General features: G+C 57.8%; 30 protein-coding genes. 11 read left to right on the forward strand and 19 right to left on the reverse strand.

Annotated elements, in window-relative coordinates:
• Nucleotides 1-80 precede the first annotated feature (80 nt).
• The 3 genes from BLT54_RS10465 to recR are packed head-to-tail and all read left to right on the forward strand — an operon-like array spanning nucleotide 81 to nucleotide 2,864.
• A complete protein-coding gene (locus BLT54_RS10465; protein ID WP_074644672.1) occupies nucleotides 81-1,862 on the forward strand; it encodes a DNA polymerase III subunit gamma/tau in 1,782 nt (593 codons plus the stop codon).
• Between the two features lie 53 nt (nucleotides 1,863-1,915).
• On the forward strand, nucleotides 1,916-2,260 hold the full coding sequence (locus BLT54_RS10470; RefSeq protein WP_074644967.1) for a YbaB/EbfC family nucleoid-associated protein: 345 nt from the start codon (nucleotides 1,916-1,918) through the stop codon (nucleotides 2,258-2,260).
• A gap of 7 nt (nucleotides 2,261-2,267) precedes the next feature.
• On the forward strand, nucleotides 2,268-2,864 hold the full coding sequence (gene recR, locus BLT54_RS10475; protein WP_074644675.1) for a recombination mediator RecR: 597 nt from the start codon (nucleotides 2,268-2,270) through the stop codon (nucleotides 2,862-2,864).
• A 90-nt stretch (nucleotides 2,865-2,954) separates the two neighbouring features.
• Here recR and BLT54_RS10480 read toward each other — a convergent pair whose 3' ends face one another.
• A complete protein-coding gene (locus BLT54_RS10480) occupies nucleotides 2,955-3,704 on the reverse strand; it encodes a DUF1013 domain-containing protein (RefSeq protein WP_074644678.1) in 750 nt (249 codons plus the stop codon).
• 140 nt (nucleotides 3,705-3,844) lie between these two features.
• Here BLT54_RS10480 and BLT54_RS10485 point away from each other — a divergent pair, with 140 nt between their 5' ends.
• Nucleotides 3,845-4,486: a ribonuclease T2 family protein gene (locus tag BLT54_RS10485; protein ID WP_074644681.1), complete on the forward strand. Its 642-nt coding sequence runs from the start codon at nucleotides 3,845-3,847 to the stop codon at nucleotides 4,484-4,486.
• A 51-nt stretch (nucleotides 4,487-4,537) separates the two neighbouring features.
• Here the strand turns inward: BLT54_RS10485 and BLT54_RS10490 are convergent, their stop codons facing one another.
• Together BLT54_RS10490 and BLT54_RS10495 are read right to left on the reverse strand one after the other, a co-directional pair.
• Nucleotides 4,538-5,536 (reverse strand): NAD(P)H-quinone oxidoreductase, encoded by a 999-nt coding sequence (locus tag BLT54_RS10490; protein ID WP_074644684.1) that lies wholly within the window; start codon nucleotides 5,534-5,536, stop codon nucleotides 4,538-4,540.
• Nucleotides 5,533-6,243, reverse strand: coding sequence for a COQ9 family protein (locus BLT54_RS10495; protein WP_074644686.1), 711 nt, complete (start codon nucleotides 6,241-6,243; stop codon nucleotides 5,533-5,535). Before BLT54_RS10495 ends, BLT54_RS10490 begins: the two co-directional genes overlap by 4 nt.
• Nucleotides 6,244-6,354: 111 nt before the next feature.
• On the opposite strand from BLT54_RS10495, the gene rpsU reads away from it, so the two are divergent.
• Nucleotides 6,355-6,564, forward strand: coding sequence for a 30S ribosomal protein S21 (rpsU, locus tag BLT54_RS10500; RefSeq protein WP_009572408.1), 210 nt, complete (start codon nucleotides 6,355-6,357; stop codon nucleotides 6,562-6,564).
• A gap of 152 nt (nucleotides 6,565-6,716) precedes the next feature.
• Here the strand turns inward: rpsU and BLT54_RS10505 are convergent, their stop codons facing one another.
• The 5 genes from BLT54_RS10505 to mscL form a co-directional block, all read right to left on the reverse strand.
• Nucleotides 6,717-7,076, reverse strand: a complete 360-nt coding sequence (locus BLT54_RS10505) for a DUF779 domain-containing protein (RefSeq protein ID WP_074644688.1) — start codon at nucleotides 7,074-7,076, stop codon at nucleotides 6,717-6,719.
• 102 nt (nucleotides 7,077-7,178) lie between these two features.
• Nucleotides 7,179-8,699 carry an aldehyde dehydrogenase gene (adh, locus tag BLT54_RS10510; RefSeq protein ID WP_074644692.1) on the reverse strand — a complete coding sequence of 507 codons (1,521 nt, stop codon included), beginning with the start codon at nucleotides 8,697-8,699 and terminating at the stop codon, nucleotides 7,179-7,181.
• A 134-nt stretch (nucleotides 8,700-8,833) separates the two neighbouring features.
• Nucleotides 8,834-9,793 carry a GAF domain-containing protein gene (locus BLT54_RS10515; RefSeq protein ID WP_074644695.1) on the reverse strand — a complete coding sequence of 320 codons (960 nt, stop codon included), beginning with the start codon at nucleotides 9,791-9,793 and terminating at the stop codon, nucleotides 8,834-8,836.
• A 72-nt stretch (nucleotides 9,794-9,865) separates the two neighbouring features.
• Nucleotides 9,866-10,321 carry an Lrp/AsnC family transcriptional regulator gene (locus BLT54_RS10520; protein WP_040402438.1) on the reverse strand — a complete coding sequence of 152 codons (456 nt, stop codon included), beginning with the start codon at nucleotides 10,319-10,321 and terminating at the stop codon, nucleotides 9,866-9,868.
• Between the two features lie 233 nt (nucleotides 10,322-10,554).
• A complete protein-coding gene (gene mscL, locus BLT54_RS10525; protein WP_074644697.1) occupies nucleotides 10,555-10,983 on the reverse strand; it encodes a large conductance mechanosensitive channel protein MscL in 429 nt (142 codons plus the stop codon).
• A gap of 167 nt (nucleotides 10,984-11,150) precedes the next feature.
• Here mscL and BLT54_RS10530 point away from each other — a divergent pair, with 167 nt between their 5' ends.
• Nucleotides 11,151-11,852 carry a glutathione S-transferase N-terminal domain-containing protein gene (locus BLT54_RS10530; RefSeq protein ID WP_074644700.1) on the forward strand — a complete coding sequence of 234 codons (702 nt, stop codon included), beginning with the start codon at nucleotides 11,151-11,153 and terminating at the stop codon, nucleotides 11,850-11,852.
• 33 nt (nucleotides 11,853-11,885) lie between these two features.
• The gene (locus BLT54_RS10535; RefSeq protein ID WP_074644702.1) at nucleotides 11,886-13,331 is read left to right on the forward strand and encodes an ArnT family glycosyltransferase; all 1,446 of its coding nucleotides are present in this window, start codon (nucleotides 11,886-11,888) and stop codon (nucleotides 13,329-13,331) included.
• Nucleotides 13,332-13,359: 28 nt separating this feature from the next.
• Here the strand turns inward: BLT54_RS10535 and pheT are convergent, their stop codons facing one another.
• The 8 genes from pheT to pyk form a co-directional block, all read right to left on the reverse strand.
• Nucleotides 13,360-15,753: a phenylalanine--tRNA ligase subunit beta gene (gene pheT / locus BLT54_RS10540; protein WP_074644705.1), complete on the reverse strand. Its 2,394-nt coding sequence runs from the start codon at nucleotides 15,751-15,753 to the stop codon at nucleotides 13,360-13,362.
• 61 nt (nucleotides 15,754-15,814) lie between these two features.
• Nucleotides 15,815-16,246 carry an ASCH domain-containing protein gene (locus BLT54_RS10545; RefSeq protein WP_074644706.1) on the reverse strand — a complete coding sequence of 144 codons (432 nt, stop codon included), beginning with the start codon at nucleotides 16,244-16,246 and terminating at the stop codon, nucleotides 15,815-15,817.
• A gap of 52 nt (nucleotides 16,247-16,298) precedes the next feature.
• Nucleotides 16,299-16,712: a hypothetical protein gene (locus BLT54_RS22175; RefSeq protein WP_143026794.1), complete on the reverse strand. Its 414-nt coding sequence runs from the start codon at nucleotides 16,710-16,712 to the stop codon at nucleotides 16,299-16,301.
• Nucleotides 16,709-17,779 carry a phenylalanine--tRNA ligase subunit alpha gene (gene pheS, locus BLT54_RS10550; RefSeq protein ID WP_074644709.1) on the reverse strand — a complete coding sequence of 357 codons (1,071 nt, stop codon included), beginning with the start codon at nucleotides 17,777-17,779 and terminating at the stop codon, nucleotides 16,709-16,711. Before pheS ends, BLT54_RS22175 begins: the two co-directional genes overlap by 4 nt.
• A gap of 230 nt (nucleotides 17,780-18,009) precedes the next feature.
• On the reverse strand, nucleotides 18,010-18,372 hold the full coding sequence (gene rplT / locus BLT54_RS10555; RefSeq protein WP_009572395.1) for a 50S ribosomal protein L20: 363 nt from the start codon (nucleotides 18,370-18,372) through the stop codon (nucleotides 18,010-18,012).
• A gap of 15 nt (nucleotides 18,373-18,387) precedes the next feature.
• Nucleotides 18,388-18,588, reverse strand: a complete 201-nt coding sequence (gene rpmI / locus BLT54_RS10560; RefSeq protein WP_009572394.1) for a 50S ribosomal protein L35 — start codon at nucleotides 18,586-18,588, stop codon at nucleotides 18,388-18,390.
• A 132-nt stretch (nucleotides 18,589-18,720) separates the two neighbouring features.
• A complete protein-coding gene (locus BLT54_RS10565; protein WP_074644712.1) occupies nucleotides 18,721-18,942 on the reverse strand; it encodes a hypothetical protein in 222 nt (73 codons plus the stop codon).
• 36 nt (nucleotides 18,943-18,978) lie between these two features.
• Nucleotides 18,979-20,427 carry a pyruvate kinase gene (gene pyk / locus BLT54_RS10570; protein ID WP_074644715.1) on the reverse strand — a complete coding sequence of 483 codons (1,449 nt, stop codon included), beginning with the start codon at nucleotides 20,425-20,427 and terminating at the stop codon, nucleotides 18,979-18,981.
• A gap of 136 nt (nucleotides 20,428-20,563) precedes the next feature.
• Between pyk and BLT54_RS10575 the strand changes: the two genes are divergently transcribed.
• From BLT54_RS10575 to BLT54_RS10590, 4 genes are all read left to right on the forward strand, one after another.
• The gene (locus BLT54_RS10575) at nucleotides 20,564-21,337 is read left to right on the forward strand and encodes an N-formylglutamate amidohydrolase (protein WP_074644969.1); all 774 of its coding nucleotides are present in this window, start codon (nucleotides 20,564-20,566) and stop codon (nucleotides 21,335-21,337) included.
• Between the two features lie 3 nt (nucleotides 21,338-21,340).
• Nucleotides 21,341-21,685, forward strand: coding sequence for a 5-carboxymethyl-2-hydroxymuconate Delta-isomerase (locus BLT54_RS10580; protein ID WP_074644717.1), 345 nt, complete (start codon nucleotides 21,341-21,343; stop codon nucleotides 21,683-21,685).
• 5 nt (nucleotides 21,686-21,690) lie between these two features.
• The gene (locus BLT54_RS10585; RefSeq protein ID WP_425429331.1) at nucleotides 21,691-22,020 is read left to right on the forward strand and encodes a DUF1244 domain-containing protein; all 330 of its coding nucleotides are present in this window, start codon (nucleotides 21,691-21,693) and stop codon (nucleotides 22,018-22,020) included.
• Nucleotides 22,021-22,182: 162 nt separating this feature from the next.
• Nucleotides 22,183-23,124: a calcium-binding protein gene (locus BLT54_RS10590; protein ID WP_074644719.1), complete on the forward strand. Its 942-nt coding sequence runs from the start codon at nucleotides 22,183-22,185 to the stop codon at nucleotides 23,122-23,124.
• An 80-nt stretch (nucleotides 23,125-23,204) separates the two neighbouring features.
• On the opposite strand, the gene BLT54_RS10595 is transcribed toward BLT54_RS10590, so the two are convergent.
• The 3 genes from BLT54_RS10595 to dgcN all read right to left on the reverse strand — a co-directional run bounded on the left by BLT54_RS10595 (nucleotide 23,205) and on the right by dgcN (nucleotide 26,125).
• Nucleotides 23,205-24,065, reverse strand: coding sequence for a D-amino-acid transaminase (locus BLT54_RS10595; protein WP_074644721.1), 861 nt, complete (start codon nucleotides 24,063-24,065; stop codon nucleotides 23,205-23,207).
• 24 nt (nucleotides 24,066-24,089) lie between these two features.
• Entirely contained in the window at nucleotides 24,090-25,058 is a 969-nt protein-coding gene (dgcA, locus tag BLT54_RS10600) for an N-acetyl-D-Glu racemase DgcA (protein WP_074644724.1), read from the reverse strand.
• A 65-nt stretch (nucleotides 25,059-25,123) separates the two neighbouring features.
• The gene (gene dgcN / locus BLT54_RS10605) at nucleotides 25,124-26,125 is read right to left on the reverse strand and encodes an N-acetyltransferase DgcN (protein WP_074644726.1); all 1,002 of its coding nucleotides are present in this window, start codon (nucleotides 26,123-26,125) and stop codon (nucleotides 25,124-25,126) included.
• Nucleotides 26,126-26,330: the final 205 nt, after the last annotated feature.

Here is a 26,330-nt window from a genome sequence, read left to right on the forward strand (position 1 = left end):
CAAAGATCGCATGAAACAAGGTTGCGGGGTTTGCCTCGCAGCCTTACCTTAGCCGCAACGCATCACTTGGGAGAAAACGCATGTCTGACACCGACGCAGGCTATAAGGTTCTGGCACGCAAATACCGCCCGGAAACCTTTGCCGACCTCGTCGGTCAGGACGCCATGGTGCGTACACTCAAAAACGCCTTTGCGGCGGATCGCATCGCCCAAGCCTTTATCATGACCGGCATTCGCGGCACCGGCAAAACCACCACCGCGCGGATCATCGCCAAGGGGATGAACTGCATCGGATTGGATGGCAATGGCGGACCGACGACCGAACCTTGCGGCCAATGCGAGCATTGCGTGGCAATCACCGAGGGGCGTCATGTCGATGTGATGGAAATGGACGCTGCCTCGCGCACAGGCGTGGGCGACATCCGCGAAATCATCGACTCGGTGCATTACCGCGCCGCCTCTGCGCGCTATAAAATCTATATCATCGACGAAGTTCACATGCTCTCTACCAGTGCGTTCAACGCCCTGCTCAAGACGCTCGAAGAACCGCCCGCCCACGTCAAATTCATCTTTGCCACCACCGAAATCCGCAAGGTGCCCGTGACGGTGCTGTCGCGCTGTCAGCGCTTTGATCTGCGCCGGATCGAACCCGAGGTGATGATCGCGCTGTTGCGCAAAATTGCCGGCGGCGAGAACGGTGAGATCACCGACGAAGCGCTGGCGCTGATCACCCGCGCGGCCGAAGGCTCGGCCCGTGATGCGACCTCGCTATTGGATCAGGCCCTGTCTCATGGCGCGGGCGAAACCACGGTCGAACAGGTGCGTGCCATGTTGGGGCTGGCGGATCGCGGTCGGGTGTTGGATCTGTTTGACATGATCATGGCAGGCGACGCAGCGGGCGCTTTGGGCGAGATCGGCGGGCAATATGCCGACGGGGCTGACCCTTTGGCGGTGCTGCGCGATCTGGCCGAAATCACCCATTGGATTTCGGTGATCAAGATCACGCCCAATGCCGCAGATGATCCCACCATTGGCCCGGACGAACGGATGCGCGGGCTGGCCATGGCGGAGAAATTGCCGATGCGCGTGCTCTCGCGGATGTGGCAGATGTTGTTGAAAGCCCTCGAAGAAGTCTCCGCTGCGCCGAATGCGATGATGGCCTCAGAGATGGCGATCATCCGGCTGACCCATGTCGCCGACCTGCCAATGCCCGAGGACTTGGTGCGTAAACTCAACGAGCAAAACCCGCCGCCACGCCCGCCCTCTGGGCCTAGTGGCGGTGGGGCCGCGCCCTCCGGTGGCGGCTCGGTCTCGGCCCAAGGCGGTCCTATGGGCGGCGGTCACGCCACCCACGGGCCGACGATGATGGGCGCTGGCGCATCGGGTGCCGCCACCGCTTTGGCGCAGGCCCCGGACACCGCTTTGGCGAAATATCCGCGCTTTGAGGATGTGGTCGACTTGATCCGCCTGCACCGTGACGCGAAGCTTTTGATCGACGTGGAGAACCATGTGCGACTGGCGAAATACGCGCCCGGCCGGATCGAATTTCAACCCCATGATGAGGCCCCCGCCGATCTGGCCCCGCGCCTGCAAAGCCGCCTGTTTGCCTTTACCGGCCACCGCTGGGGCGTGACGATTGCGGAGGCGCCAGAAGGCGTGCGCACGATCCGTGAGGTCAAGGATGCCGAACGCATCGCCTTGGAGATCGAAGCCAAAGCCCATCCGATTGTCGCCAAAGTGTTTGAACTTTTCCCCAACGCGAAAATCGCCGAGGTGCGCACACCCGAAACCAAAATGCAGGCCGCCCAGCTTGAGGCCCTGCCCGAGGTTGAGGATGAATGGGACCCGTTTGAAAGCGATTGACCATCGCGGACCTCACCCCCAAATCAGATCAAGTCAGAGATCAGGAGAACAACATGCTCAAAGGCCTAGGTGGGCTCGGCGATATGGCCGGGATGATGAAAAAAGCCCAAAAAATGCAAAGCGACATGGCGGAGCTTCAGGAGAAATTGTCGGAGATGACCGTCATGGGCGAAAGCGGGGCGGGGCTTGTGAAAGCCACTGCGACGGCCAAGGGTCAGTTGATCGGACTCGACATTGATCCGTCTATTTTTCACCCCGACGAAAAAGAAGTGGTCGAGGATTTGATCCTTGCCGCGGTCAAGGATGCGCAAGCGAAAGCGTCCCAACGCGCCGAGGCCGAGATGCAGAAACTGACCGAGGGCCTTGGGCTTCCGGCTGATTTCAAACTGCCGTTCTGAGCCGCTTGTGAACGAGGATCGTCAGGATATTGAGGCGCTGATCGACCTCATGGCGCGCTTGCCGGGGCTTGGACCGCGCTCGGCGCGGCGCGCGGTGTTGCACCTGATCAAAAAGCGCGGACGCCTGATGGCCCCTTTGGCCACACAGATGCAATTGGTGGCCGATACGGCACGCGAATGCATCACATGCGGCAACATCGGCACCGGCGATCTCTGTGGCATTTGCGCCTCTGAAAAGCGCGCCATAGGCGAGATTTGCGTGGTCGAGGATGTATCCGATCTTTGGGCAATGGAACGCGCAGGCGGGTTTAAAGGCCGCTATCATGTGCTGGGCGGAACCCTGTCTGCGCTCGATGCCATTGGCCCTGAAGACCTGCGCATTCCGGCGCTGATCCAACGGGTGATCGACGAGCAGGTGCATGAAGTGATCTTGGCGCTCAATGCCACGGTCGATGGCCAAACCACGGCGCATTACATCAGTGATGAGCTGGCGGGACGCTGTGCAGTGACGTCTTTGGCGCAGGGCGTGCCGATAGGCGGCGAGTTGGATTATCTCGATGACGGGACGATCAGCGCGGCGCTCAAAGCGCGTAAATCCGTCTAAATCCACACCACCGCATCAACACCCCGGCCAAACACGAAAAAACCCAGACCGACCGGCCTGGGTTTTCTTTTTCGACTGGATGTCAGACGCTTACTTGTCGTCGTCTTCGTCATCATCGTCATGATCGGGCAGGTTAAAGAAGCTGTCCGCATCTGGCACGGCCTCTTCTTTTTCCTCTTGATGGTCACGACCAAAGGAAAAGGTCTCAAGCCCGGAGATCGAAGACGGCATTTTCGGCTCTGCGTCCATGCCCAAGGATTGCTCCGTGGACAACAATTTACGCCGTTCGTCATCGGTCATTGCTTCGCCATTGGCGGCGCGTTTCTGGGCGGCTTTTTGCACGGCCGTGTCCAGTTCGGATTGTTTACACAGGCCCAAGGCAACCGGGTCGATCGGCTGCATGTTGGCGATGTTCCAATGAGTGCGCTCGCGGATGGATTGGATCGTCGGTTTGGTGGTGCCCACCAGTTTGGCAATCTGACTGTCCGCCAATTCCGGGTGGAATTTCACCAACCACAGGATCGAATTCGGGCGATCCTGACGTTTGGACAGCGGCGTGTAGCGCGGGCCACGACGTTTTTCTTCGCCTTGAGCAGCGGCATTGTATTTCAACGACAGACGCGCCATCGGGTTTTCTTCGGCCGCTTTGATTTCCTCTGCGGTCAACTGATTGTTGGCCACCGGGTCAAAGCCGCGCACGCCAGCCGCCACATCGCCATCGGCAATGCCCTGAACTTCAAGCTCATGCAGGCCGCAAAAATCGGCAATTTGTTTAAAACTCAGCGTGGTGTTATCGACCAGCCAGACAGCGGTGGCTTTCGCCATGATCGGTTTTGCCATAGGACACACTCCATAAATAGGTCTTGCCCGAATACAACTTCTCCATCGCCTGGAAGGGCTTTCCCGGGGGCCGGGACGGTTCACGTTGTCGGGGAACTTGGCGGCTGTATACTGTGGATCGAGAAAAGAGGGAAGAGAAAATGCGCAAACGGATCGTGAGTGCCCTGTTGGGCTTGGTTTTGCTCATCGCATCTCCTGCGATGGCAGAGGGCGAGCGGGCCGGGGATTTCGACTATTACGTGTTGTCTCTGTCTTGGTCCCCGACATGGTGTGCCCTTGAGGGCGAGGCACGCAATTCGCCGCAATGTGATCGTGATCTGGGATGGGTATTGCATGGGCTTTGGCCACAGTACGAACGGGGCTATCCCTCCTATTGCAACACCACCGCACGCGACCCGTCAAAACGCGAAACCGCGACGATGGAGGACATTATGGGGACTGATGGCGCGGCGTGGTATCAGTGGAAGAAACACGGACGCTGTGCAGGGCTGTCCCCGCAGCAGTATCTTGAGACCGCGCGCGAGGCCTACGCAAAAATCACCCGCCCCGAAGTGTTTCGCAAACTGACCAAAGACGTCAAACTCCCCGCCGCCTTGATCGAGGAAGCGTTCATGACAGAGAACGCCGGATTGGACAAAAACGAGATCACCGTGACCTGCAAAGACCGCCGCATCCAAGAGGTGCGCATTTGCCTGACCAAGGATTTGGAGCCACGCACATGCGGCGCGGATGTGATCCGTGATTGCACCTTGGATGACGCGTTGTTTGAAGCGATAGAGTGAGTATTTGACCTGCAATGAAGGCGCAAAACCCTTCATTGCAGGTCAAAATACTCAGAGTTTCAAAACGATCTTGCCGATATGGGCGTTGGTTTCCATCAAGGCATGGGCACGGCTTGCATCCACAAGAGCGAATTCGGAATGCATCACCGGGCCAACCTGCCCCGCCTCGATCAACGGCCAGACTTTCGCCAACAGAGCCTCGGCGATTTTCGCCTTGGCCGCGTCCGATTGCGGGCGCAGCGTGGAACCGGTCAGCGTCAGCCGCCGCATCATCACTTGGGCAAAGTTCAACTCGGCTTTCGAGCCTTGCAAGAAGGCGATGTTGACCAAACGGCCCTCCATGGCCAGAGCTTTGACATTGCGCGCGATGTAATCGCCGCCGACCATATCGAGGATCAAATTGGCCCCGCCCTCGGCTTTCAAAACCTCGACGAAATCCTCATCGCGGTAGTTGATCGCGCGCTCTGCGCCCAATCCCTCACAGGCTTTGCATTTCTCGGCGGAGCCCGCAGTGGCAAAGACCCGCGCACCGAAAGCGCGTGCAAGCTGAATTGCCGTGGTGCCAATGCCGGACGAGCCGCCATGGACCAAAAAACGCTCCCCGGCCTGCAAGCCGCCACGCATGAACACATTGCTCCAAACGGTGAAAAACGTCTCCGGCAAACAGGCGGCTTCTTTCAATGACAGACCCTTGGGGACGGGCAGAGCATGAGCTGCCGATGTGGCCACATAATCGGCATAGCCACCGCCGGGCAAAAGCGCACAAACCTGATCGCCAATCCGCCAATCAGACACCGCCGCGCCCACCGCCACAACCTCGCCCGCGCCCTCAAGTCCGGGCAAATCGGACGCGCCAGGCGGCGGATTATAAAGCCCTGCGCGTTGCAAAGCGTCGGGACGGTTGACCCCGGCATAGGCCAGTTTGATCACAATCTCATCGGCTTTGGGTGTCGGCACAGGACGTTCACAAAGCGTCAGACCTTCGGGGCCACCCGGAGTGGAAATCTCAATCGCGCGCATGATGGTTGGCAGGGAGGTCGGCAGGGTCATTCAGTCGCTCCTTGCGTGCTCTGTTGGGTTCCGGGGACATCTGTGCGGCCCGCGCCCGCAGGCGCTTTGATCATCCCGAACAGCGCGTTAGGCACAGCGAAAAGCGCAGACAGCGCCTTGTTGTCGCGCACCGTGGCTTTGGCTTTTTCCACTTTCATCACATCCTCGATGCGCCGGTCGAGAAAGGCGCGGGTGTCGGTGAACCCTTCGCTGTCATCGCCCAGCCAAAACAAAACCGTGGAGGCAAACACGCCCGACAACGTCGCGCGTTTGGTGTACCAATTCACATCGCGCGAGGTATCGCCCAAAGCGGTCCAGATGGCATCCGCCGTTTCCCAGACCAATTTCGTGCCCTCAGGCGCATGAAGCGGCAGGGAAAACAGCGACATGCCACGGCGGACCAATTCGCGGTCCACCGTCTGCAAGCGCAGCCATACGGCATGGGTGACGCGGTCGGTGAAACGCATGGCTGAGAGATCGGTTTCTGCGAGCGCCTTGACCATCTCGCGGTCGCCGCGTTTGTGATAGGCACTGGCAAGATCAACGGAGCCACGCGGGGCGGCGACGCGCGCCAAACCTTCGGACACACCCGAATCAGCAATCGCCGCTTTAAAGGTCTCAGACCCCCAGCCATCAAACACCACATGAACAAGGGCGGCATCGAGCAGTTTTTCACGGGTCGGATCGGGATAAGCGGTTGTTGTCATCGGATACGTCCTTTTGCGGCTTACGAGCATAGTAGACAAGCTAGGGTGACTTTGCTATATGGCCACTTCCTGCAATTCATGCAAATCTAACTAGGAAGGTGGTGACACCACATGCAGGTTAGCGTTCGTGATAACAACGTCGATCAGGCCCTCCGGGCTCTGAAGAAAAAACTTCAACGTGAAGGCGTTTTTCGTGAAATGAAGCTGAAGCAACATTTCGAAAAGCCGTCCGTGAAGAAAGCGCGCGAGAAGGCCGAGGCCATCCGCCGTGCCCGTAAGCTGGCTCGTAAAAAAGCTCAGCGCGAAGGTATGTCTCTTTAAGCCGTCAGGCCCCGAGAGGCTCGACGTTTCGAGCGGCCCTTGTCCGCAAGGATGATGGGACATAAAAATACGACCCCCGTGGCGCAAGCTCCGGGGGTTTGTTTTTGCACAGTTTATTTTTGTTCAGTGAGTTCCGCCGAGACAGACGAGGATCAGAGCGCCAAAGCCGCCGCTTCGTCATCGCTAAACAGGCGCGATCGCGACAGGAAACATTGCCCACGCCCGGTGTCGAGCGAAAATCCCGCGCCATGGCCGGGGGCTGCATCCAAAACCATCTGACTGTAGCGCCAAATTTCAAACAGAGACTCGGAGATCCAAACCTCGGCCCCCTCAATTTCGCCCAGTTTCACATCGCGCAACCCAATCAAATAGTCGCCCTTCTTATAGCACATCGGCGATGAACCATCGCAACAGCCGCCCGATTGCACAAACATCACCGGACCATGGTCCGTGACGATCTCGGCCAGCAAAGCCCGTGCGGCAGGGGTCGCAATCACACGATCAGGAATCATAAGAACCTCCAAAGCAAAACGCCAAAACGGGGACAGGGCGCGGCCAAAGCCACGCCCTGTAGGGTGAGGGGACACGCATAACGTGCCCCCACGGGGAGGAGTTCAGAAGAACCCGAGTTTGTTCGGGTTGTAAGACACCAGCATGTTTTTGGTTTGCTGGTAATGGTCGAGCATCATCTTGTGGTTTTCACGTCCAACGCCGGACTGTTTGTAGCCACCAAATGCCGCATGCGCCGGGTAAGCGTGGTAGTTGTTCACCCAAACACGACCGGCCTGAATGTGACGACCGAAGCGGTAGCAGGTGTTCATGTCACGCGACCAAACGCCAGCGCCGAGGCCGTACATGGTGTCATTGGCGATTGCGAGCGCTTCTTCTTCGGTTTTAAAGGTGGTCACGGAGACGACCGGGCCAAAGATTTCCTCTTGGAACACACGCATTTTGTTGTGGCCTTTGAGGATGGTCGGCTGGATGTAATAGCCGTCTTTGAGATCGCCACCAAAGCGCGCAGCATCGCCACCGACAAGAACTTCGGCGCCTTCTTCGCGACCGATGGTCAGATAGGACAGGATTTTTTCCTGCTGCTCGGCAGACGCCTGAGCGCCAACCATGGTGTTGATGTCGCGCGGATCGCCTTGTTTGATGGCTTTCACACGAGCAATACACCGCGCGATGAACTCTTCGTAGATGTCTTCCTGGATCAAAGCGCGCGACGGGCAGGTGCAGACTTCGCCTTGGTTGAAGGCAAAGAGAACAAAGCCTTCGACCGCTTTGTCGAGGAAGGCGTCATCTTCGCGCATCACATCGGAGAAGAAGATGTTCGGCGATTTGCCACCTAACTCCAAGGTCACCGGGATCAGGTTCTCGGTGGCGTATTGCATGATCATCCGGCCGGTTGCGGTCGAACCCGTGAAGGCGATTTTCGCAATGCGCGGCGAGCGTGCAAGCGGCGCACCGACTTCGGCGCCATAGCCGTTGACGATGTTGAGCGTGCCAGCCGGCAGCAGATCGGCGATGAGTTCCATGAACACCATGATCGCAGCCGGGGTCTGTTCTGCCGGTTTCAGCACGATACAGTTGCCAGCGGCCAGAGCAGGCGCAATTTTCCAAGCGGCCATCAGGATGGAGAAGTTCCACGGAATGATCTGACCGACAACGCCCAGAGGCTCGTGGAAGTGGTAGGCGATGGTGTCAGCGTCGATTTCCGACATGGAGCCTTCTTGGCCACGCAGAACGCCCGCGAAGTAACGGAAGTGGTCAGCGGAGAGCGGAATGTCCGCGGCCATGGTTTCACGGATCGGCTTGCCGTTGTCCCAGGTTTCCGCCGTTGCGATGGTTTCGAGGTGCTCTTCGATCCGGTCGGCGATTTTCAACAGGATGTTGGCGCGCTCTGTGGCGCTGGTTCTGCCCCATGCGTCTTTGGCGGCATGAGCGGCATCCAGGGCCAACTCGACATCGGCCGCGTCAGAGCGGGCCACTTCACACACTTTCTGGCCGGTGATCGGCGTGGTGTTGTCGAAATATTTGCCGTGGACAGGCGGGGTAAATTTACCACCGATAAAGTTGTCATAACGGGCTTTGAAAGGCGATGCGTATTGTGCGCTCGCGTCAGCTTGAACGTTCATTGTTTTCCTCCTCAGGGTGCTGGCGTCTCCCACGCCAACATATGAAGAGACTGTGAACGCTCCCTTAAGCTGCGGTCACCCCCTGTTTCCCACGCCGCAGCGCGGCAATGTCTCAGGGGTGAGACAGGTAGGGATCAGTTTTCGCCGTTCTCACCAATCCCGAGGCGCTTCATCCGGCGATAGAGCGTGGCACGACCGATTCCAAGTTCACGCGCCGCCGCAGACACATTGCCACCCGCGCGCGCAATCGCCCGTTTCAAAGCCGCCCGCTCGGCCCGCTCCAAGGCCGACACTGTGCTGTCGCGCCCCAAAATATCCGAAGCTGGCGTGGGCACGATATGCGTCCCCTGCCCCAGTCCAAAAGCACGGCGCGCCGCACGGGTGGCACCGATGATCAAATCGTCATGATCCACCGCCAAAAGCACCGCCCCATCCGGGCGATCTTCGGGGGCGGTGATGATCCGGGCCTTAGGGAAGGCGGCGCGAAAAGCATCTGTTTCTATTTGCTTGGCGGTTTGGGCCACCACATTGGAAATCAGCCGCGCGTAGGCTTCGGTCTGATCGGCGCGGCAGGACGACACATCAAGGGCGGCGATCAATTCGCCATCGGGGCCAAAAATCGGGGCATCCATGCAAGACATCACCGTGTTGCGGCTTAGAAAATGTTCGTCGCGGTGGATCGTGATCTGACGCGCTTCGGCAATACAGGTGCCGATGCCATTGGTGCCCTCGGATTCCTCCGACCAATCGGCACCGGTCCAAAGCCCCCAGGATTGAAACGTGTCAGAATCGGCATCTTTGGAACGCTGATCCAACACCACCCCATCCCGATCTGTCATCATCACCGAACAGCCGGTGTTGCCGACCATTTGAAACAGTTGATCGAGCTTTGGCGAGGCAAGATCCATAAAACCGCCAAGCCGTTCACGACGCTCCGAGATTTCCGCCTCTGAGAACCGCCGCGGCGTCACCGGGCGTTCGGGATCAAGCCCATGTTTTTTCAAAGACCGCCGCCAACTGGCCGTCAAACGCGTGCCAACGGACCCCGATTCGACGGTAGAAATGACGTGTTCTGCGTGGTTTATGCGTGCCATGATGCCGCCTCCTCCCAAATGCGACAGGTCGTAGACTTACCACAGGGTCGGTCAATCGCCAAACCCAGACCTTTAGACAGGTAAAGCCGTGGTTTTGAACACGGTGCGCATGGCAAAAGACGATTGCATGGTTTGCACACCGGGCAGCGCGACAAGGCGGCGGTGGATTTGGGCAAAGTGATCGGTGTCGGCGGCGACGACTTTGAGGATATAATCCGCCTTGCCCGCCATCAGGTGACATTCCAACACGTCGGGCACATTGCGCACCGCTTTTTCAAAGGCGTGTAAAATATCGTCCGCTTGGCTGGTGAGCGTGACTTCGACAAAGACGGTGGACCGGCGGTCCAGATGACGCGGGTCCAAAAGTGCGACGTAATCGCGGATCAACCCTTCGGCCTCAAGCCGCTGCACCCGGCGATGACAGGCGGAGCTGGACACATTCGCCTCTTGCGCAAGATCGGCGTTTGAAATGCGCCCCTTGCGCTGCAAAATCCGTAAAATCCGCCGATCCGTTTCGTCAATTTTGATCATTTCGGCAGCCTCTCCCGGTTTTCTACGGCAATTCGACCCAATCTCCCACAGATTATTTTTTTCGGCAAGCGGCGACGGATATGGCCGCCTGTTGCGTATGAAAGAGGTGTCCCCGAGACGTGATGCCTCACAGCATCACGCGAAAAGGCCCGTTGGTGCGATCCAACGGGCCTTTTTGATGTCTTCCGAGTTGATATCTTCCGAGCGCTCGCGCCGTTACTTTTTCGTCGTTACTTTTTCAAAGAATCGCGAATTTCGATCAGGATGTCGAGTTCGGATGGGCCAGCCGGCGCTGCGGGGGTCGCTTCTTTTGGGCCCGTCGCCGCCGCTTTGAGTTTGTTGACGTAGCGCACCAACATGAACACCACGAAGGCGATGATCAGGAAATTGATGACCGCCATGATAAAAGAACCATAGGCAAACACCGCCGCGCCCGCTTCGCGTGCCGCGTCGAGAGAGGCCCCCGCGGGCACCTCGCCAGACAGCACCAGATAGTTGTTGGTGAAATCCAAACCTCCGGTGAACAGCCCGATGAACGGATTGATCAGGTCGGCGACCATGGAACTGACGATCGCAGTAAAGGCGGCACCAACGATGATACCAACCGCCATGTCCATGACATTGCCTTTGGCGATGAAATCTTTAAATTCTTTGAACATTCTCTGTCCCCGTTCTTCCCAATTCCGCCGTGTCCATACGACGCAGTGACGCACATTGCGTAGCACATTGACGCACATCCTTTAATGGTTTTCTTTCGGCACTCCAGCAATACCTTAGGGGAGATTAACCAGCCCTTCCCCCCAATCCTCGCATGCTAGGAGCCCCGATGACCCAGACTGTCAATCACCTGATTTCCACCCGCTGGCCCGCAACCGAGCCTGAAAAAATTCAGCTCTATTCTTTTCCCACGCCAAACGGGGTCAAAATCTCCATCGCGCTTGAGGAAATGGGGCTGGCCTATGAGCCGCATTTGGTCACCTTGGCCGATGCGGATGTCAAAAGTCCTGAATTTTTGGCGCTCAACCCAAACAACAAAATCCCCGCCATCATTGATCCGAACGGCCCGGATGGGGCGCAGATCGAGCTGTTTGAATCTGGAGCAATCCTGATTTATCTGGCTGAAAAATCTGGTAAATTCCTCTCAAAAGACCCAAAAACGCGTTATGAAACGATCCAATGGCTGATGTTCCAAATGGGCGGTCTTGGCCCGATGTTTGGTCAACTTGGGTTCTTTTATAAATTCGCGGGCGCCAAGATGGAGGACCCAACCGCGCGGGACCGTTACATTGGTGAGGCCAAGCGTCTTTTGGCCGTTGTGGACGCGCAACTTGAGGGGCGTGATTGGATCGTGGGGGAGTATTCGATTGCCGATATGGCCATCGCCCCTTGGCTCAATGCGCTTGATTTCTATGGCGCAAAAGAGGTGACAGGCTATAACGATTTGAAAAACGTGCCCGCCTATGTTGCCCGCTTTTATGCCCGACCTGCGGTGGCGCGCGCCAAAAACATCCCGGCGCGGCCGGAGTAATCCGCGCCCATCGAACGCAGAGACAGAGGACCCATGCGGCAAGATCGGCTCTTCATCTGGATCATCGCCGCCTATTTCGCGGCCCATACCGTGCTTAGAACGATCCTAGGCGGGTCGTTCGAGGTTGATGAAGCCGAAATGTTCGTCATGGCGCAAGAGGTCCACTTGGGTTACGGGCCGCAAGCGCCGCTTTATAATTGGGTCCAAGCTGGGGCGTTTGCGCTGTTTGGGGCCAATACATTCGCAGTCGCTGCGACCAAGAACCTCTTGCTTTTTGTCACCTATGCGTTGTTTTTTGATGGTTTGCGGCGGGTTATTCCACCTCAAACGGCGGTCCTTGGCACGCTTGCGCTGCTGCTCTTGCCCAATGTGTCCTGGGAAGGGCAGCGCGCCGGATCGCATAGCATCGCCATGCTGACCACGATGGCCGCGACCTTCTGGGTGATGGCGCGTCAGATTGAGACTCCAAAGCCATGGCACCCTATTGCGCTTGGCGTGGCCCTTGGGCTGGGCGGAATCGCCAAGTTTAACTTTTGGCTCTTCCCGCTGACGCTTTTCCTATCCGCCCTTACAGTGCCAAGCATCAGAGCCCGATTGATGTGGCGCACCCTCTGGCACACCGGGCTTGTCGCAGCCCTGATCCTCATCGCACCGATGGCGTGGATGATCCTGCACTCGGATCAAACCATGGCCTCGGCCTATAAATTCTACTATCCGCCGAAATATGAGACCCTGCCCACATGGCTTGCGGGTCTGGTCGAATATGGCGTTCAAACGCTCGCAGCGCTGGCATTGTTGCTCTTGGTCCTCATCGGGGCGCGCTTGGCGCAAGGCCGCGCCGCTTTGCGCTTTGGCCCCGCGATGCCTGTAAGCCTTTGGCTGATGCGGGCCGGGATGATCGGATTGGGATTTGGCGCACTGGCCGTAGTCGCATTTGGCGTCACTGATGTGCAGCCACGTTGGCTGTTGCCGATGTTGATGCCACTCTCCATCGGCTTGATGATCTGGGTCATGCAAAACCTTGGTCCGCGCACGAAACGCGCGCTTTTGGGCGTTTGCGCTGCCTTGGCCGTCCTGATCTTGGCCGCAATGGCCGATACAAGACTGCGCGGTGCGGGATCAGATTCGATGCGGGTGGATGTCCTGGCCCAGGCCATTGCCGCAGACCTGCCCGAGGGCCCTGTCGCAGTGATCAGTGGCAATTACTACTTTGTGGGCAACCTGAAATATCACCGCCCAGACTGGCAAGCCCTCGCCCCGCTGCCCAACCGCGTCCCCGCGCCGGGCACGGTGGCCGTGGTTCTGGTCGGTGGCGACATGATCGCGCGGTCTGAGGCGGTTTTGGCCGAACACGGCATCACACCGGAAACTGTCGCCAAGGTCACAGAACACAGCGCCATCCTGCCCTATCGGTTCGAGGACGTGAAAACCATCGACGTGCCCTACGCGATTGTCGAATTGAAAAACGGCGCCGAATAGACGCCGCTTTCCTCACATTTCAAAACGATCAGCCGCGCAATGTGCCGCCCGTGGCCTTTTCGACCTTGGCGACGATCTTGGCTGAAATCTCTTCGAGATCTTTGTCTTTCAACGTCGCATCCACAGGCTGAAGCCGCACAGTGATCGCCAGCGATTTTTTGTCTTCGCCCAAAGAACCACCGATGAATTCGTCAAACACGCGGACCTCTTCGATCAGCACCTTGTCGACGCCTGCCGCCGCATTGACCAAATCCAGCGCGTTGACGGATTTGTCGACGACAAAGGCGAAATCGCGTTCGACCGCTTGCAGGTCATTGGTGAAAAACGCCGAACGCGCCACTTTGGTGCCGCGCGGCAAAGGTGTCTCTTCGAGATAGACGGTAAAGGCCACGGCTGTGCCTTTGACACCCATTTCCTTGAGCACTTTCGGGTGCAATTCACCGAACTGCGCCAAGACCTTTTTCGGACCGAGGCAGATTTTGCCCGATCGACCGGGGTGGAACCACGGCGAGGTGTCGCGCAGGATTTGCGCCTTGGCGGGCGCACCGATGGCGGCCAAAACCGCCTCGGCATCGGCTTTCGCATCATAAAGATCCATCACCCGGCGTGCGCCATGGACGTCTTTTGGACCAGAGGCTCCGACCAAAAGCCCCGCCACTTGCAGATGCTGTTCACCCGGCTCGCCGCCATGAAAAGCCGGGCCGCATTCAAACAGCGACAGATCGGCAAAGCCACGCGCCTGATTGCGTGCGGCAGCTTGCAAAAGGCCGATCAAAAGATCGGGGCGCATGTGGCTCATCTCGGAGGAAATCGGGTTTTCCAATTTCACCGCATCGGTGCCACCGCCAAAGAGTTTGGCGGATTTTTCATCGACAAAGGAATAGGTGACGCATTCGTTATACCCCAAAGCCGCCGCTTGATGGCGTACAGAGCTTTCGCGCACCTGCATCGGCGTCAGGATCGGTTTGGCGACACCGGCGGGGCGTGCCATGGCCTTTGGCGCAAGGTGGGTGAGGCTTTCAACACGTGCCACCTCTTCGACCAAATCGGCCTCGCCCAACACGTCGGGACGCCAGCTTGGCACCTTGGCCATATCGCCATCCATGACAAAGCCAAGACTCTCCAAAATGGCGACCTGACGCGCGGGGGCGATGTCCATGCCGACAAGGCTTTGCACCCGGTCGGTATCAAGGCGATAGGCGCGCGACACGTCGGGCACGCGACCTGCCATAACCACCTCAGAGGCCTCGCCACCACAGAGCGCAAGGATCATCGCGGTGGCATCATCGAGGGCCTGCATGTTGTAGGCCGGATCAATGCCGCGCTCATTGCGATAGCGCGCGTCCGAATTGACTTTCAACGCACGCCCCGCCTTGGCGATGTCGAGCGTGTTCCACACGGCGGCCTCGACAAACACATCCACGGTCTCGTCGGAACATCCGGTCTCTTCGCCGCCCATGATCCCGCCGATGCTCTCGACCTTGCCGCCCGCGAAAATACACATCGCGCCCTCGGGCATTGTGTAGGTCTTCTCGTCCAGGGCCAAAAGCTCTTCGCCGCCTTTGGCGCGATCAATCACCAAACCACCTTTGACCGTGGCCGCGTCAAAGACGTGCAGCGGGCGGTTGCGATCATAGGTGAAGAAGTTGGTCACATCGACCAGAATGGAAATCGGACGCAGACCGATGGCGGTCAAACGGTCCTGCAACCACATCGGCGAAGGGCCGTTTTTCACGCCGCGAATATAGCGCCCGCCGAAGACGTAACAGCCATCCTTGGCCGCCTCCGTGATCTCAACCGAGATCGGATTGGCGAATGTGGCCTCCACAGTTTCCACCTTAAGCGGCTTCAACGTGCCAAGGCCACGCGCCGCGAGATCGCGGGCAATGCCATGCACGCCAAGCGCGTCGGGGCGGTTCGGCGTGATCGCAATCTCGATCACCGGATCGACTTTCGACGGGTCGGTCTGGGCCAGATAATCGGCGAATTCCATGCCGATCTCGCCGCCCTCCAACTCGATGATCCCATCGTGATCTTCGCCCAGGTTCAGCTCGCGCATCGACGCCATCATGCCGTGGCTTTCAACGCCGCGAATTTTGCCAACCGAAATGGTGATGTCGAGGCCGGGAATATACATGCCGGGTTTGGCGAGCACGGCGGTGATCCCCGCCCGCGCATTCGGCGCGCCGCAAACGATCTGAGTCATGCCCTCATCGGTTTCGACCTTGCACACGCGCAGCTTGTCGGCGTCCGGGTGTTGCACGGCCTCTTGAACCTTGACCAATTTAAACCCCTTCAACGCATCGCGGGGGTTTTCGACGCCTTCGACCTCAAGCCCCAAATCGGTGAGCGCATAGAGGATGTCGTCAAGGGAGGCGTCCGTTTCCAGATGCTCTTTGAGCCAAGAGAGGGTGAATTTCATGTCGTCATCTCCTTTGCCTGCTGTCTTTTGTGCGGGCGTGTCCTGCGATGGGAGGGGGGCGTCAGCGGACGCTCAAATCCTCGACCAGTTCAAATGTTTCAAACACCAATAACGTGTCGCGGTCCAACACGCCTTTCGTGCCAAACGCCTTGGCGGTGCGTTTGCGCCAGGCGTCTATGTCTTTGTCCTCACCCTCGGCCATGGCCAGTTGCGGGGTCACATGGCGGAACTTGATCTTTTCCACGCTCACCGTGCGCACGACCATGGCGGGGCTGCCGTCCCAGTTGGCGATGATGTCACACCGACCCTTTTGCGGCAGGGCACCTTGGTCGTTTTCAAACTCCGACCACGGCAGGCAGGTGGCGGTTTTTTGTTTGGCCGCGACCAACCTGTTGAGATGCTCAACCCGGCCTTTCGTGTCGGCCAATTTAAACGTCCCCGCCCCCGGATAGGTGACTTGGAGGTCTTCCATGTTGTCGTTTGGGTTGGTCATTTTATGTCCTCGGCGCCCAGACGCTCTTTGAGCCAAGTGAGAGCAAATGTCATTATTTCAGCCCCAAAGATTTCAGAGCAAACATAACAAAGATGCTAGCGATCACAGAGGTAACAATCGAAATTACATTTCGATTGATTTCTACCCACACTCGCGTCCATAGGTTTTGACCGTACTGAAGCGAATACTGATACCCTTTTTCTGTGATCGTTACATAGGTTGTGTACCCATCAGGCACATCGCTTGGATCACACTCATCATCATGCGTAGAGAATTTCAGGTACCCCAAACGTGAGGCTAAACGTACTTTGCTCGCTTCGTCTTGCGTCCAATCTAATAACGTTTCTTCCAGTTCGTCGCATTCGTACTGAGGATGATAAGATCTCCAAGCGAACTTTTGTTGCCCATCCCCTTCTCTATGCACTCTCGAAATTACCTGACCAAGTTTTCTGCTGCCTAAACTCACCCGTGAATCCCCCCAGCCAGCGTCGGCACGCCGAGCGCACTAAACCCATAGTGACGCAACCAGCGCAGGTCTGAGTCAAAAAACGCCCGCAAATCGGGGATGCCGTATTTCAGCATCGCCAAGCGGTCGATCCCCATGCCAAAGGCAAAGCCTTGCCATTGTTTCGGGTCAATGCCGCCAGCTTGCAACACGTTCGGGTGCATCATGCCGGAGCCCAAGACTTCGAGCCAATCGTCGCCCTCGCCCACAGTCACAGACCCGTTTTCCCAGCGGCATTGCACGTCGACTTCGGCGGAGGGTTCCGTGAAGGGGAAATGCGAGGCGCGGAAACGGGTTTTGACCTTGGTGCCGAAAAACGCGGTGTAGAATTCTTCGAGCACCCATTTCAGGTTCGCCATGGAGATGTCTTTGTCGATGGCCATGCCTTCGACCTGATGGAACATCGGCGTGTGGGTTTGGTCATAATCCGAACGGTACACCCGACCCGGCGCGATGATGCGGATCGGCGCGCCTTGGTCGATCATCGAACGGATTTGCACCGGGCTGGTGTGGGTGCGCAAGACGTGGTTCGGGCGATCATCACCCTCGGCACGGTGCATGTAAAACGTGTCATGCTCTTGGCGCGCGGGGTGATGCGGCGCGATGTTGAGCGCGTCGAAATTGTGCCAATCGTCTTCGATCTGCGGGCCCTCTGCGACGGCAAAGCCAAGATCGGCAAAGATGGCGTAGATTTCCTCGGAAACGCGCGAAATCGGATGAATGGTGCCTTGTGGACGGGCGCGCGACGGCAATGTCACGTCCAACCATTCCTCGGCCAAACGCACGTCCAAAGCGGCATCTTCGAGCGCGACCTTTTTGGCGGCCAGCGCCGAGTTGATCTCGTCCTTGAGGGCATTGAGTTTCGGCCCCATCTCTTGGCGCTCTTCCGGGGTCATTTTGCCCAGTTCGCGCATCTTGAGAGCGACTTCGCCCTTTTTGCCGACGGCCTGAAGGCGAATGTCTTCGAGCGTGGCTTCGTCCCCCGCCGTCAGAATGGCGGTGAGGTATTTGTTTTTCAGATCGTCCATCCCGAACCCTCTGTTTCCTAAAGCGTCACGCCTTTAACCTGAGACAGGGGAAAGGCGTGACGCTGCCAGACATATCAATGTTGTGGGCGTTCCGCCATAAACCCGTGAAACAGGTTTATGGCGGAACGCTTTATTCCCCGCTTGGTATCACGGGAGGCCCAAAAGACAAGAAGCCGCGAGACCCTAAGGTCCGCGGCTTCCTAAATAATTCAACTCCGGTGGGAGTGAGCTTACGCGAGCGCGGCCTTCGCCTGATTGACGATGGCCCCAAATGCATCCGGCTCGTGGATGGCGAGATCGGCGAGGACTTTACGGTCCACTTCGATGCCAGCCAGGGACAGGCCGTTGATGAATTTGGAATATGTCAGGGACTCGTCGTGGCTACGCACAGCGGCGTTGATCCGCTGAATCCACAAGGCGCGGAAGTTACGCTTACGGACTTTACGGTCGCGTGTGGCGTATTGGTTGGCCTTGTCGACAGCCTGTGTGGCGGTGCGGAAGTTACGCGAACGCGCGCCATAATAGCCTTTTGCGGCTTTGATGACTTTGCGGTGACGGGCGTGGGTGACGGTACCACCTTTGGTGCGGGACATATCTGTGTCTCCCTATTAACGGTTGTACGGCATATAGGATTTCACGATCTTCGCATCAGGTGCGGAGAGCGTGGTTGTCCCACGTGCGTCACGGATAAATTTCGTTGTACGCTTGATCATGCCGTGGCGTTTGCCGGCTTGACCCGCTTTGACCTTGCCAGTGGCGGTCATTTTGAAACGCTTTTTAGCGCTCGACTTTGTCTTCATCTTTGGCATTTCCATCTCCTTATTCGAGTGATCGGATGGTTATACGCGCGACTCGGCATGCCATTTCGCCGGACGCGCACCATGAGCGCGTGCAAGTACAGGCCAATTCGGGTGTTTGCAAGCCTTGAGTTTCAGATGGGCTTAGAAATAATGCCCGATCACCCGCATCACGGCATCCGGGATGTCGCTGATGGCATATCCGCCGGGGTGTTTGATGACGGCGGCAACCAAAAGCCCGCCTCCGATCATCACCATGATCGCCGCCCCCCGTGGGGGACGGCTGTCGGAAAAGGCACTGACAAAGGCCGGAACGGCGAGCACACAAATCGCGGTGCCCAGCACAAGAAAAAGATCCGTATCCATCATGCCGTTCCTTTGAAAGGCCTTACGCTGTGGCCATTATTCGGGGTCGGTGTTGAAAATCAAGCGTTCCTCGCAGGGCGCGACGCGCAAGATGTTGGTCGATCCCGGTTGGTTGAACGGAATGCCTGCAATAACGACGATTTTGTCGGCCTCTGTGGCAAAGCCCGAGGTCCGCGCCGCACGCGCCGCATTGACCACGGCCATTTTAAACCGTTCGACTTCGCCGGTCATGACACAATGCATCCCCCAATAGAGGCACAGCTTGCGCGCGGTGCCCCGGCGCGAGGTCATGGCAATGATCGGCACATGTGGCCGTTCGCGCGCGGTGAGCGCCGCCGTGGTGCCGGATTCGGAATAGCACACAATGGCTTTGATCTCGGTGGTCTCGGCGATTTCGCGCGCCGCGGAGACCATAGCATCGGCCACGGTTTTCTTTTTGGTGCCAGAGCGGGACGCATCCAAAACATCGCGGTAGACCGGATCGTTTTCGACCTCTTTGGCAACGTTGCTCATCGTGGTCACGGCCTCGACCGGGTAATTCCCCGCCGCAGATTCCGCCGACAACATGATCGCATCCGCGCCCTCATAGATGGCGGTCGCCACGTCAGAGACCTCGGCGCGGGTTGGCATCGGGCTTTCGATCATGCTCTCAAGCATCTGGGTCGCCACGATCACCGGCTTGGCCGCGGCGCGACATTTGCGCGTCAGGCGTTTTTGGATCGGCGGCACGGCCTGAACCGGCAGTTCCACACCCAAATCGCCACGCGCAACCATGATGCCATCAGAGACAGCCAGAATATCGTCAAACCGCTCCACGGCGGAGGGTTTTTCGATCTTCGCCAAAACCGAGGCACGACCTTTGATCAGATCTTTCGCCTGAAGCACATCTTCGGGACGCTGCACGAACGACAGGGCCACCCAATCGACACCGAGTTCGCAGACGAATTCGAGGTCTTTCAAATCTTTCGGCGACAGTGCGGCCAGCGGCAGCACCACATCGGGGACGTTCACGCCTTTGCGGTTCGAAATCGTCCCGCCGACCATCACAACGCAATTGGCGTAATCTGCGCCACAGTCCTCGACGGTGAGGCGGATTTTGCCATCATTGACCAAAAGCGAGGCGCCGGGTTTGAGTGCTGCAAAAATTTCGGGGTGCGGCAGTTGTACGCGTTTGCCGTCGCCATCCGCCGCGTCCAGATCGAGGCGGAACTTGTCGCCCTCCTCCAGATCATGCGCGCCGGAGGCAAATTTACCCACCCGCAATTTCGGCCCCTGAAGGTCGGCCAAAATGGCAATCGGGCGACCAAGATCGGTTTCGATCTTGCGAATGATCGCATGGCGGGCACGGATTTCTTCGTGATCGCCATGGCTCATATTCAAACGAAACACATCCGCACCGGCCTCTGACAGCGCGCGGATGGTGGTATAGTCATTGGAAGCGGGGCCCAAAGTGGCCACGATTTTCACATTCCGAAGGCGTCTCATTATGCCTTAAATCCTCTCGGTTTTTGTAGGTTCGCGGCGGGCCACCCCCTCTATGCCGCAAATGGCCTTGCGGCACAACTGGCCCTTTCCCATCAAAGCGCGTATTGGGGGCATGACATGGCAAGGTGACGTTAAAATGACCGAAAAAGCCCCATTTCACATCTTTGGCGCGGATCGTCCGGGCCGCTTTTTGGTGACCTGTGATCACGCAACGAACCGCGTGCCTGAGGAATTGGGCGGCGATCTTGGCATCGCGTCCTCCGACATGAAACGCCACATTGCCTATGACATTGGCGCGCGCGGGGTCACGCGTGAATTGGCGCGGCTCTTGGACAGCCCCAGCATCGAAACCGACTTTTCGCGTCTTGTGATCGACCCGAACCGTGGCGAAACCGACCCGACTTTGGTGATGAAACTCTATGATGGCACGATCATTGCCGGCAATCGCCACGCCGATACCGCAGAGATCACGCGCCGGATCATCGCCTATCACCGCCCCTATCACGCCGCTTATGAAACGCTTGCCGCACAGCGCGACGACGTGGTGATCTGCGCCATACATTCCTTTACGCCACAACTCAAAAGCCGCCCGCCCCGCCCGTGGCAGGTCGGCATCCTGTCGGCCTATGATCGCCGCTTCACCGATCCGTTTATCAAGGCGCTGGAGGCTTCGCCGACGTTGAAAGCCGAGGTTGAGCAGCGCGGTGAACGGTTGGTGATTGGCGACAACGAACCCTATGATGGCCACCTGCCCGGCGATGCGATTGACATCCATGCGCTCAAACACGGGCGGCTCAATCTGTTGATTGAACTGCGCTCCGATCTGATCGAAACTGAGGCGGATCAGCTCCGGTGGGCGGGGCTTTTGGCACCGATTTTGACCGAGACCCTCAAAGCAACAGGATTGTAACCCATGCCCCATGTCGTGATTGATTTTTCCACTGGTTTAGAAGACAGCTATGACATGGATTTGCTCTGTAAATCCGTGTTTGACGCGCTGATTTTGGACGTCGAAATCAACGCCCCCGCGCTGAAAATCCGTGCCCGTCCACAGCCCTATTTCCACATCGGAACCGAACCGCAGACCTTTGCACATGCCACGCTCTACCTTTTGGCCGGGCGCGCCGATGACACCAAGGCGCGATTGTCCGACATCGTGCTGCACGCGATGGACACCGTGCTGCCCAGCGTCGGCAGCCTCTCTGTCGATGTTCGCGACATGAACAAAACCGCCTATGCAAAACGTGTGAAAGGATAAGTCAAATGGACCAGATCGACGCAAAAACCATGATCGAACTTGAAGCCGCCGCCTTTCGCACCCTGCGCGCGCATTTGATGGAAAAACGCACCGATGTGCAAAACATCGACATGATGAATCTGGCCGGGTTTTGCCGCAACTGCCTGTCGCGCTGGGTGCAAGAGGCCGCCCAAGAGCGCGGCATTGAAATGAGCAAAGACGCGGCGCGTGAGCTGTATTACGGCATGCCCTATGAGGACTGGAAAGCCCAGACTCAGACAGAAGCAAGCGCCGAACAACACGCCGCCTTCAAAACGGCTTTTGCCGAAAACGTAGGCGAAGCTGACAAATCATAGCTTTCCCCCGCGCAACAATCCCGCGAAATTTGAGATATTGTTGCGCGTAACCCAGTGTAATATTAATAGTTTATTGACCAAAACACCCCGCTCTGAAATAGCAGAGCGGGGTGTTTTTCGATTTTTCCAACACCGAATTTTTACAAGCTCAAGGATTTGAACATGCTTCTTGCACTGCTTGCTTTGCCAATGCTGATCGGCGCGGTTTACGCTTTGGATCTCGGGGACTCGTCTGATGACACAGAGACCGAGACGGACGACGATCCTCTAGAGGATATGCCAGAACAGCCCACACCGGAAACGACGGTCGAAATGGACCCGGCAGACGATGCCTACGAGGGCACCGATGAGGGCGAGGAGGTCATTGGCACCATGGACGGCGAAGAGATTGTCACCAATGGCGGCGACGACCTTGTTCAGGCCTACGACGGCAACGACACCATATCGCTTGGCTCAGGCAATGACTGGGCCCATGCCGGGTCGGGTGACGATTATATCGTAGGCAATGGTGGCGATGACGTGATCTATGGCGGCAAGGGCGATGACTCGGTCGAAGGCGGCTATGGCAACGACTATTTGTTCTTGGGCGAGGGCAACGATTATTCCGGCGTCTCTTCGGGTACATCTGACGTGACTGGCTCGCAATACCTTGAGACCGGAGATGATTACATCAGTGGCGGCGACGGCGATGACATTATTCTGGATCGCCTCGGCTCCAATACCTTGGCGGGCGATGACGGCAACGACATCATCTATGGTGCGGATGACGATGACAGTACGCCTGACGTGCTTTTGGGTGGCGCGGGCAATGACCTGATCTTCACCGATGATGGCGATACCATCACCGGCGGCACAGGGGCGGACGCCATCGAACAAAGCTATGTCAGCGGCGATGATCCGGTTGTGGTCACTGATTTCGATCCGGCCGAGGACGCGTTGAACATCTATGTTCAGGATCTCACCGATGCGGAAGTGACCGCCGATGCGGTGGAGACCAGCCAAGGGGTCACACTGCTCATCAATGGCGAGCCCGTGTCGATCATCCAAGGCGTCACCATCGCGGAGCTGGCCTCATCCGACATCTATTACATCACCAGCGCGTAATCTCGACAGAACCGCGGATCCAGATACCAAAAACAAAAGCCCGCCAAATTGGCGGGCTTTCTTCGATCTGGTCAACCGGATCAGATCGCGGTTTTCAGCATCTCCTCGACGTAAATCTCACGCAGGCGTTTGGCGATCGGGCCCGGTTTGCCATCGGCAATCATCGCGCCGTCGATCTCGATCACCGGCTGGGAGAACCCGGTCGCGGAGGTCACAAACGCCTCATCCGCGTCCTGCGCCTCTTTGATGCTAAAGGGGCGTTCCTCGACCTTGATCTGTGCTTCTTCGGCAAAGCGCAGGATCGCGGCACGGGTGATGCCGTGCAGAATGTCCTTGGACAGTTGACGGGTGATGATCGTGCCATCTTTGACGATATAGGCGTTGTTGGCGTAGCCCTCGGTCACAAAGCCATCTTCAACCAGCCACGCATCCGAACACCCGGCGCGTTTCGCCTGCATCTTGGCAAAAGACGGGTAGAGAAGCTGAGTGGTTTTGATGTCGCGACGGCCCCAACGCAGGTCTGGGGCAGAGATCACCTTGATGCCTTCATCCATGGTTTTGGAATTCAAAAGCGGCTTGGCGAAGGTAAAAAGCACGATACCGCCCGGCACCTCTTCGGGGTCCGGCCAGACGAAATCACGGTCAGAGCCAGCACCACGGGTGATCTGAAGATAGACACCGCCCTCGTCGATGTTATTTTTCACGATCAATTCCCGGTGGATCGCCAAAAGCTCGTCCATGGTGACCGGAGACCCCATCTCAAGCTCAGACAGCGAGCGTTCGAGACGCGCGGTGTGGCCCGCAAAGTCGATCAACTTGCCACCAATCACAGATGTGACCTCATAGACCGCATCCGCCATCAGGAAGCCGCGGTCGAAAATGGATACTTTGGCCTCGGTTTCCGGCAAGTATTCGCCGTTCACATAGACGGTGCGCGTCATCATGATCTCCTTAAATGACGGGGTTTAGCCCCAAAGCGCGCGAACAGGCGGGTGAACGCCCTCCGCGTCGAATTTTAATGGTTCGGCACGGTCTTCGGCCAAAAGCAAAGGTCCGTCAAGGTCCACAACGCGCGCGCCTTGGGCCACGATCACCGCCGGGGCCATCGCCAAAGAGGTCCCGACCATACAGCCGACCATGATGCCATAGCCCTCAGCCCTTGCGGCATTGCGCAATTCCAAGGCTTCGGTGAGCCCCCCGGTTTTGTCGAGCTTGATGTTGATGACATCGTATTTGCCCTTCAAATCCGGGAGACTCGCCCGATCATGACAGGATTCGTCGGCACAGACCGGAAGGGGTCTCGCAATCTCTGCCAACATATCATCCTGCCCCGCAGGCAAGGGTTGCTCCACAAGCTGCACGCCAAGCCGCACCAAATGCGGCGCAAGGTCTGAATAAACCTCGGCGGACCACCCCTCGTTCGCGTCCACAATAATTTTCGATGTCGGCGCACCGCGACGCACCGCCTCAAGGCGGGCCATGTCATCCGGCGTGCCGAGTTTGATTTTCAACAACGGGCGATGGGCATGTTTGGCGGCGGCGGCCTGCATGCTTTCAGGCGTGCCGAGCGAGAGCGTATACGCGGTGATCATCGGGATCGGCGCAGGCAAATCCAACATCTGCCACACGCGTTTTCCGGCCCGTTTGGCTTCCAAATCCCAAAGCGCACAATCGACCGCATTGCGCGCGGCACCGGGATGAAGCGCCTCTTGCAGGGTCGCGCGGGTGATGTCCTCGGGCAGGGCCATGATCTCATCCGTGACGCTCTCAAGGCTCTCACCATAGCGCGCATAGGGCACGCATTCACCCCAGCCCATCAGATCGCCATCCGTGGCGCGCACGGTCAGGACTTTGGCCTCGGTGCGCGAGCCGCGCGAGATGGTAAAAACCTCGGCCAGACGGAAACTCTCAGAGGTGACGGTGAGCTTGGTCATGATCTCTTCCCTGAAAAATATGAGGGCCTACAAATGAGGGCGCCCAAAGACGCCCTCGTTGACATTTAGAGGTTCGCCAGCGCTTCGACCAGACGTGCAGCACCATGGCGGAACGGATCGACCGCAGGCAGGCCCATCTCGGTTTCAACCCGCCCGAGATAGGCGACAGCCTCCTCTTCGGACATATGTTGGGTGTTTACGGAGATGCCGACCACAACACAGTCCGGGTTTGCCACTTTGGCCAAGGTCAGAGCCACATCGCGCAGCGCTTCAAGCGTTGGCAAAGCATATCCCGGCAGACCGCGCATATGCTCACGCGTCGGTTCGTGACACAGGATCAACGCGTCCGGTTGACCGCCATGGACCAAAGCCATGGTCACACCAGAATAGGACACGTGGAACAGGCTGCCCTGCCCCTCGATCAAATCCCAATGATCGTCGTCATTGTCGGGCGTCAGATATTCGATCGACCCCGCCATGAAATCGGCCACAACCGCGTCCAAAGGCACGCCGTCGCCGGTGATCAGAATGCCGGTCTGACCCGTGGCGCGGAAGGTGGATTTCATCCCCTGTGCGCGCATTTCCGCATCCATCGCCAGCGCGGTGTACATTTTCCCCACCGAACAATCGGTGCCAACAGCCAAACAGCGTTTGCCGGACCGCTTTACGCCATTGGCAATGGGGTATTTCACCGAAGGGACACGCACGTCATGCAACGTGCGACCGCAGGCTTTGGCCACGGCGGCGAGGTCTTCCTCGTCGCGCAGCAGGTTATGAAGGCCCGATGCCAGATCGAACCCCTCTTCCAGCGCCTGGATCAGAACTTTTTTCCAAGCCGGGCTGATCACGCCACCCCGGTTGGCCACCCCGATCACCAGCGTCTTTGCGCCCGCCGCTTTGGCCTCATTGAGGTCCATGTCGGGCAATTTCATATCGGCTTTACAGCCCTCCATACGGAATTGACCAAGGGCAAATTCCGGGCGCCAGTCCTTGATCCCCTGTGCCACTTTTGCGGCCAGTTGGTCAGAGGCGTCACCGAGGAAAAGAAGGTATGGCGTTTCAATCATGGCAGCTCTCCAGTTGCGTTTGGATGAGTGTGTAAGTGAATCGCTGCAAAGTGCTTCGAAAATTGGGCAGCAACGCTGTCCTTTTGGGAGAAAAACTCCATTTGGTTTCTATTTTCGGGAGAAATTCTCTTATGTACACAAAATAGGCAGAAAATAAACTTGGTTTTCGGAATGACTCGGGATTTGCCGCAGGAGCAAAATGACT

The sequence above is a fragment of the Celeribacter baekdonensis genome (assembly GCF_900102315.1).
GTDB lineage: Bacteria > Pseudomonadota > Alphaproteobacteria > Rhodobacterales > Rhodobacteraceae > Celeribacter > Celeribacter baekdonensis.

Coding starts and splice junctions, on each gene's coding strand:
- BLT54_RS10465 (WP_074644672.1), top strand. CDS start 81: ATGTCTGACACCGACGCAGGCTATAAGGTTCTGGCACGCAAATACCGC.
- BLT54_RS10470 (WP_074644967.1), top strand. CDS start 1,916: ATGCTCAAAGGCCTAGGTGGGCTCGGCGATATGGCCGGGATGATGAAA.
- BLT54_RS10480 (WP_074644678.1), bottom strand. CDS start 3,704: ATGGCAAAACCGATCATGGCGAAAGCCACCGCTGTCTGGCTGGTCGAT.
- BLT54_RS10485 (WP_074644681.1), top strand. CDS start 3,845: ATGCGCAAACGGATCGTGAGTGCCCTGTTGGGCTTGGTTTTGCTCATC.
- BLT54_RS10490 (WP_074644684.1), bottom strand. CDS start 5,536: ATGACCCTGCCGACCTCCCTGCCAACCATCATGCGCGCGATTGAGATT.
- BLT54_RS10495 (WP_074644686.1), bottom strand. CDS start 6,243: ATGACAACAACCGCTTATCCCGATCCGACCCGTGAAAAACTGCTCGAT.
- rpsU (WP_009572408.1), top strand. CDS start 6,355: ATGCAGGTTAGCGTTCGTGATAACAACGTCGATCAGGCCCTCCGGGCT.
- BLT54_RS10505 (WP_074644688.1), bottom strand. CDS start 7,076: ATGATTCCTGATCGTGTGATTGCGACCCCTGCCGCACGGGCTTTGCTG.
- adh (WP_074644692.1), bottom strand. CDS start 8,699: ATGAACGTTCAAGCTGACGCGAGCGCACAATACGCATCGCCTTTCAAA.
- BLT54_RS10515 (WP_074644695.1), bottom strand. CDS start 9,793: ATGGCACGCATAAACCACGCAGAACACGTCATTTCTACCGTCGAATCG.
- mscL (WP_074644697.1), bottom strand. CDS start 10,983: ATGTTCAAAGAATTTAAAGATTTCATCGCCAAAGGCAATGTCATGGAC.
- BLT54_RS10530 (WP_074644700.1), top strand. CDS start 11,151: ATGACCCAGACTGTCAATCACCTGATTTCCACCCGCTGGCCCGCAACC.
- BLT54_RS10535 (WP_074644702.1), top strand. CDS start 11,886: ATGCGGCAAGATCGGCTCTTCATCTGGATCATCGCCGCCTATTTCGCG.
- pheT (WP_074644705.1), bottom strand. CDS start 15,753: ATGAAATTCACCCTCTCTTGGCTCAAAGAGCATCTGGAAACGGACGCC.
- BLT54_RS10545 (WP_074644706.1), bottom strand. CDS start 16,246: ATGACCAACCCAAACGACAACATGGAAGACCTCCAAGTCACCTATCCG.
- pheS (WP_074644709.1), bottom strand. CDS start 17,779: ATGGACGATCTGAAAAACAAATACCTCACCGCCATTCTGACGGCGGGG.
- rplT (WP_009572395.1), bottom strand. CDS start 18,372: ATGTCCCGCACCAAAGGTGGTACCGTCACCCACGCCCGTCACCGCAAA.
- rpmI (WP_009572394.1), bottom strand. CDS start 18,588: ATGCCAAAGATGAAGACAAAGTCGAGCGCTAAAAAGCGTTTCAAAATG.
- BLT54_RS10565 (WP_074644712.1), bottom strand. CDS start 18,942: ATGGATACGGATCTTTTTCTTGTGCTGGGCACCGCGATTTGTGTGCTC.
- pyk (WP_074644715.1), bottom strand. CDS start 20,427: ATGAGACGCCTTCGGAATGTGAAAATCGTGGCCACTTTGGGCCCCGCT.
- BLT54_RS10575 (WP_074644969.1), top strand. CDS start 20,564: ATGACCGAAAAAGCCCCATTTCACATCTTTGGCGCGGATCGTCCGGGC.
- BLT54_RS10580 (WP_074644717.1), top strand. CDS start 21,341: ATGCCCCATGTCGTGATTGATTTTTCCACTGGTTTAGAAGACAGCTAT.
- BLT54_RS10585 (WP_425429331.1), top strand. CDS start 21,691: ATGGACCAGATCGACGCAAAAACCATGATCGAACTTGAAGCCGCCGCC.
- BLT54_RS10590 (WP_074644719.1), top strand. CDS start 22,183: ATGCTTCTTGCACTGCTTGCTTTGCCAATGCTGATCGGCGCGGTTTAC.
- BLT54_RS10595 (WP_074644721.1), bottom strand. CDS start 24,065: ATGACGCGCACCGTCTATGTGAACGGCGAATACTTGCCGGAAACCGAG.
- dgcA (WP_074644724.1), bottom strand. CDS start 25,058: ATGACCAAGCTCACCGTCACCTCTGAGAGTTTCCGTCTGGCCGAGGTT.
- dgcN (WP_074644726.1), bottom strand. CDS start 26,125: ATGATTGAAACGCCATACCTTCTTTTCCTCGGTGACGCCTCTGACCAA.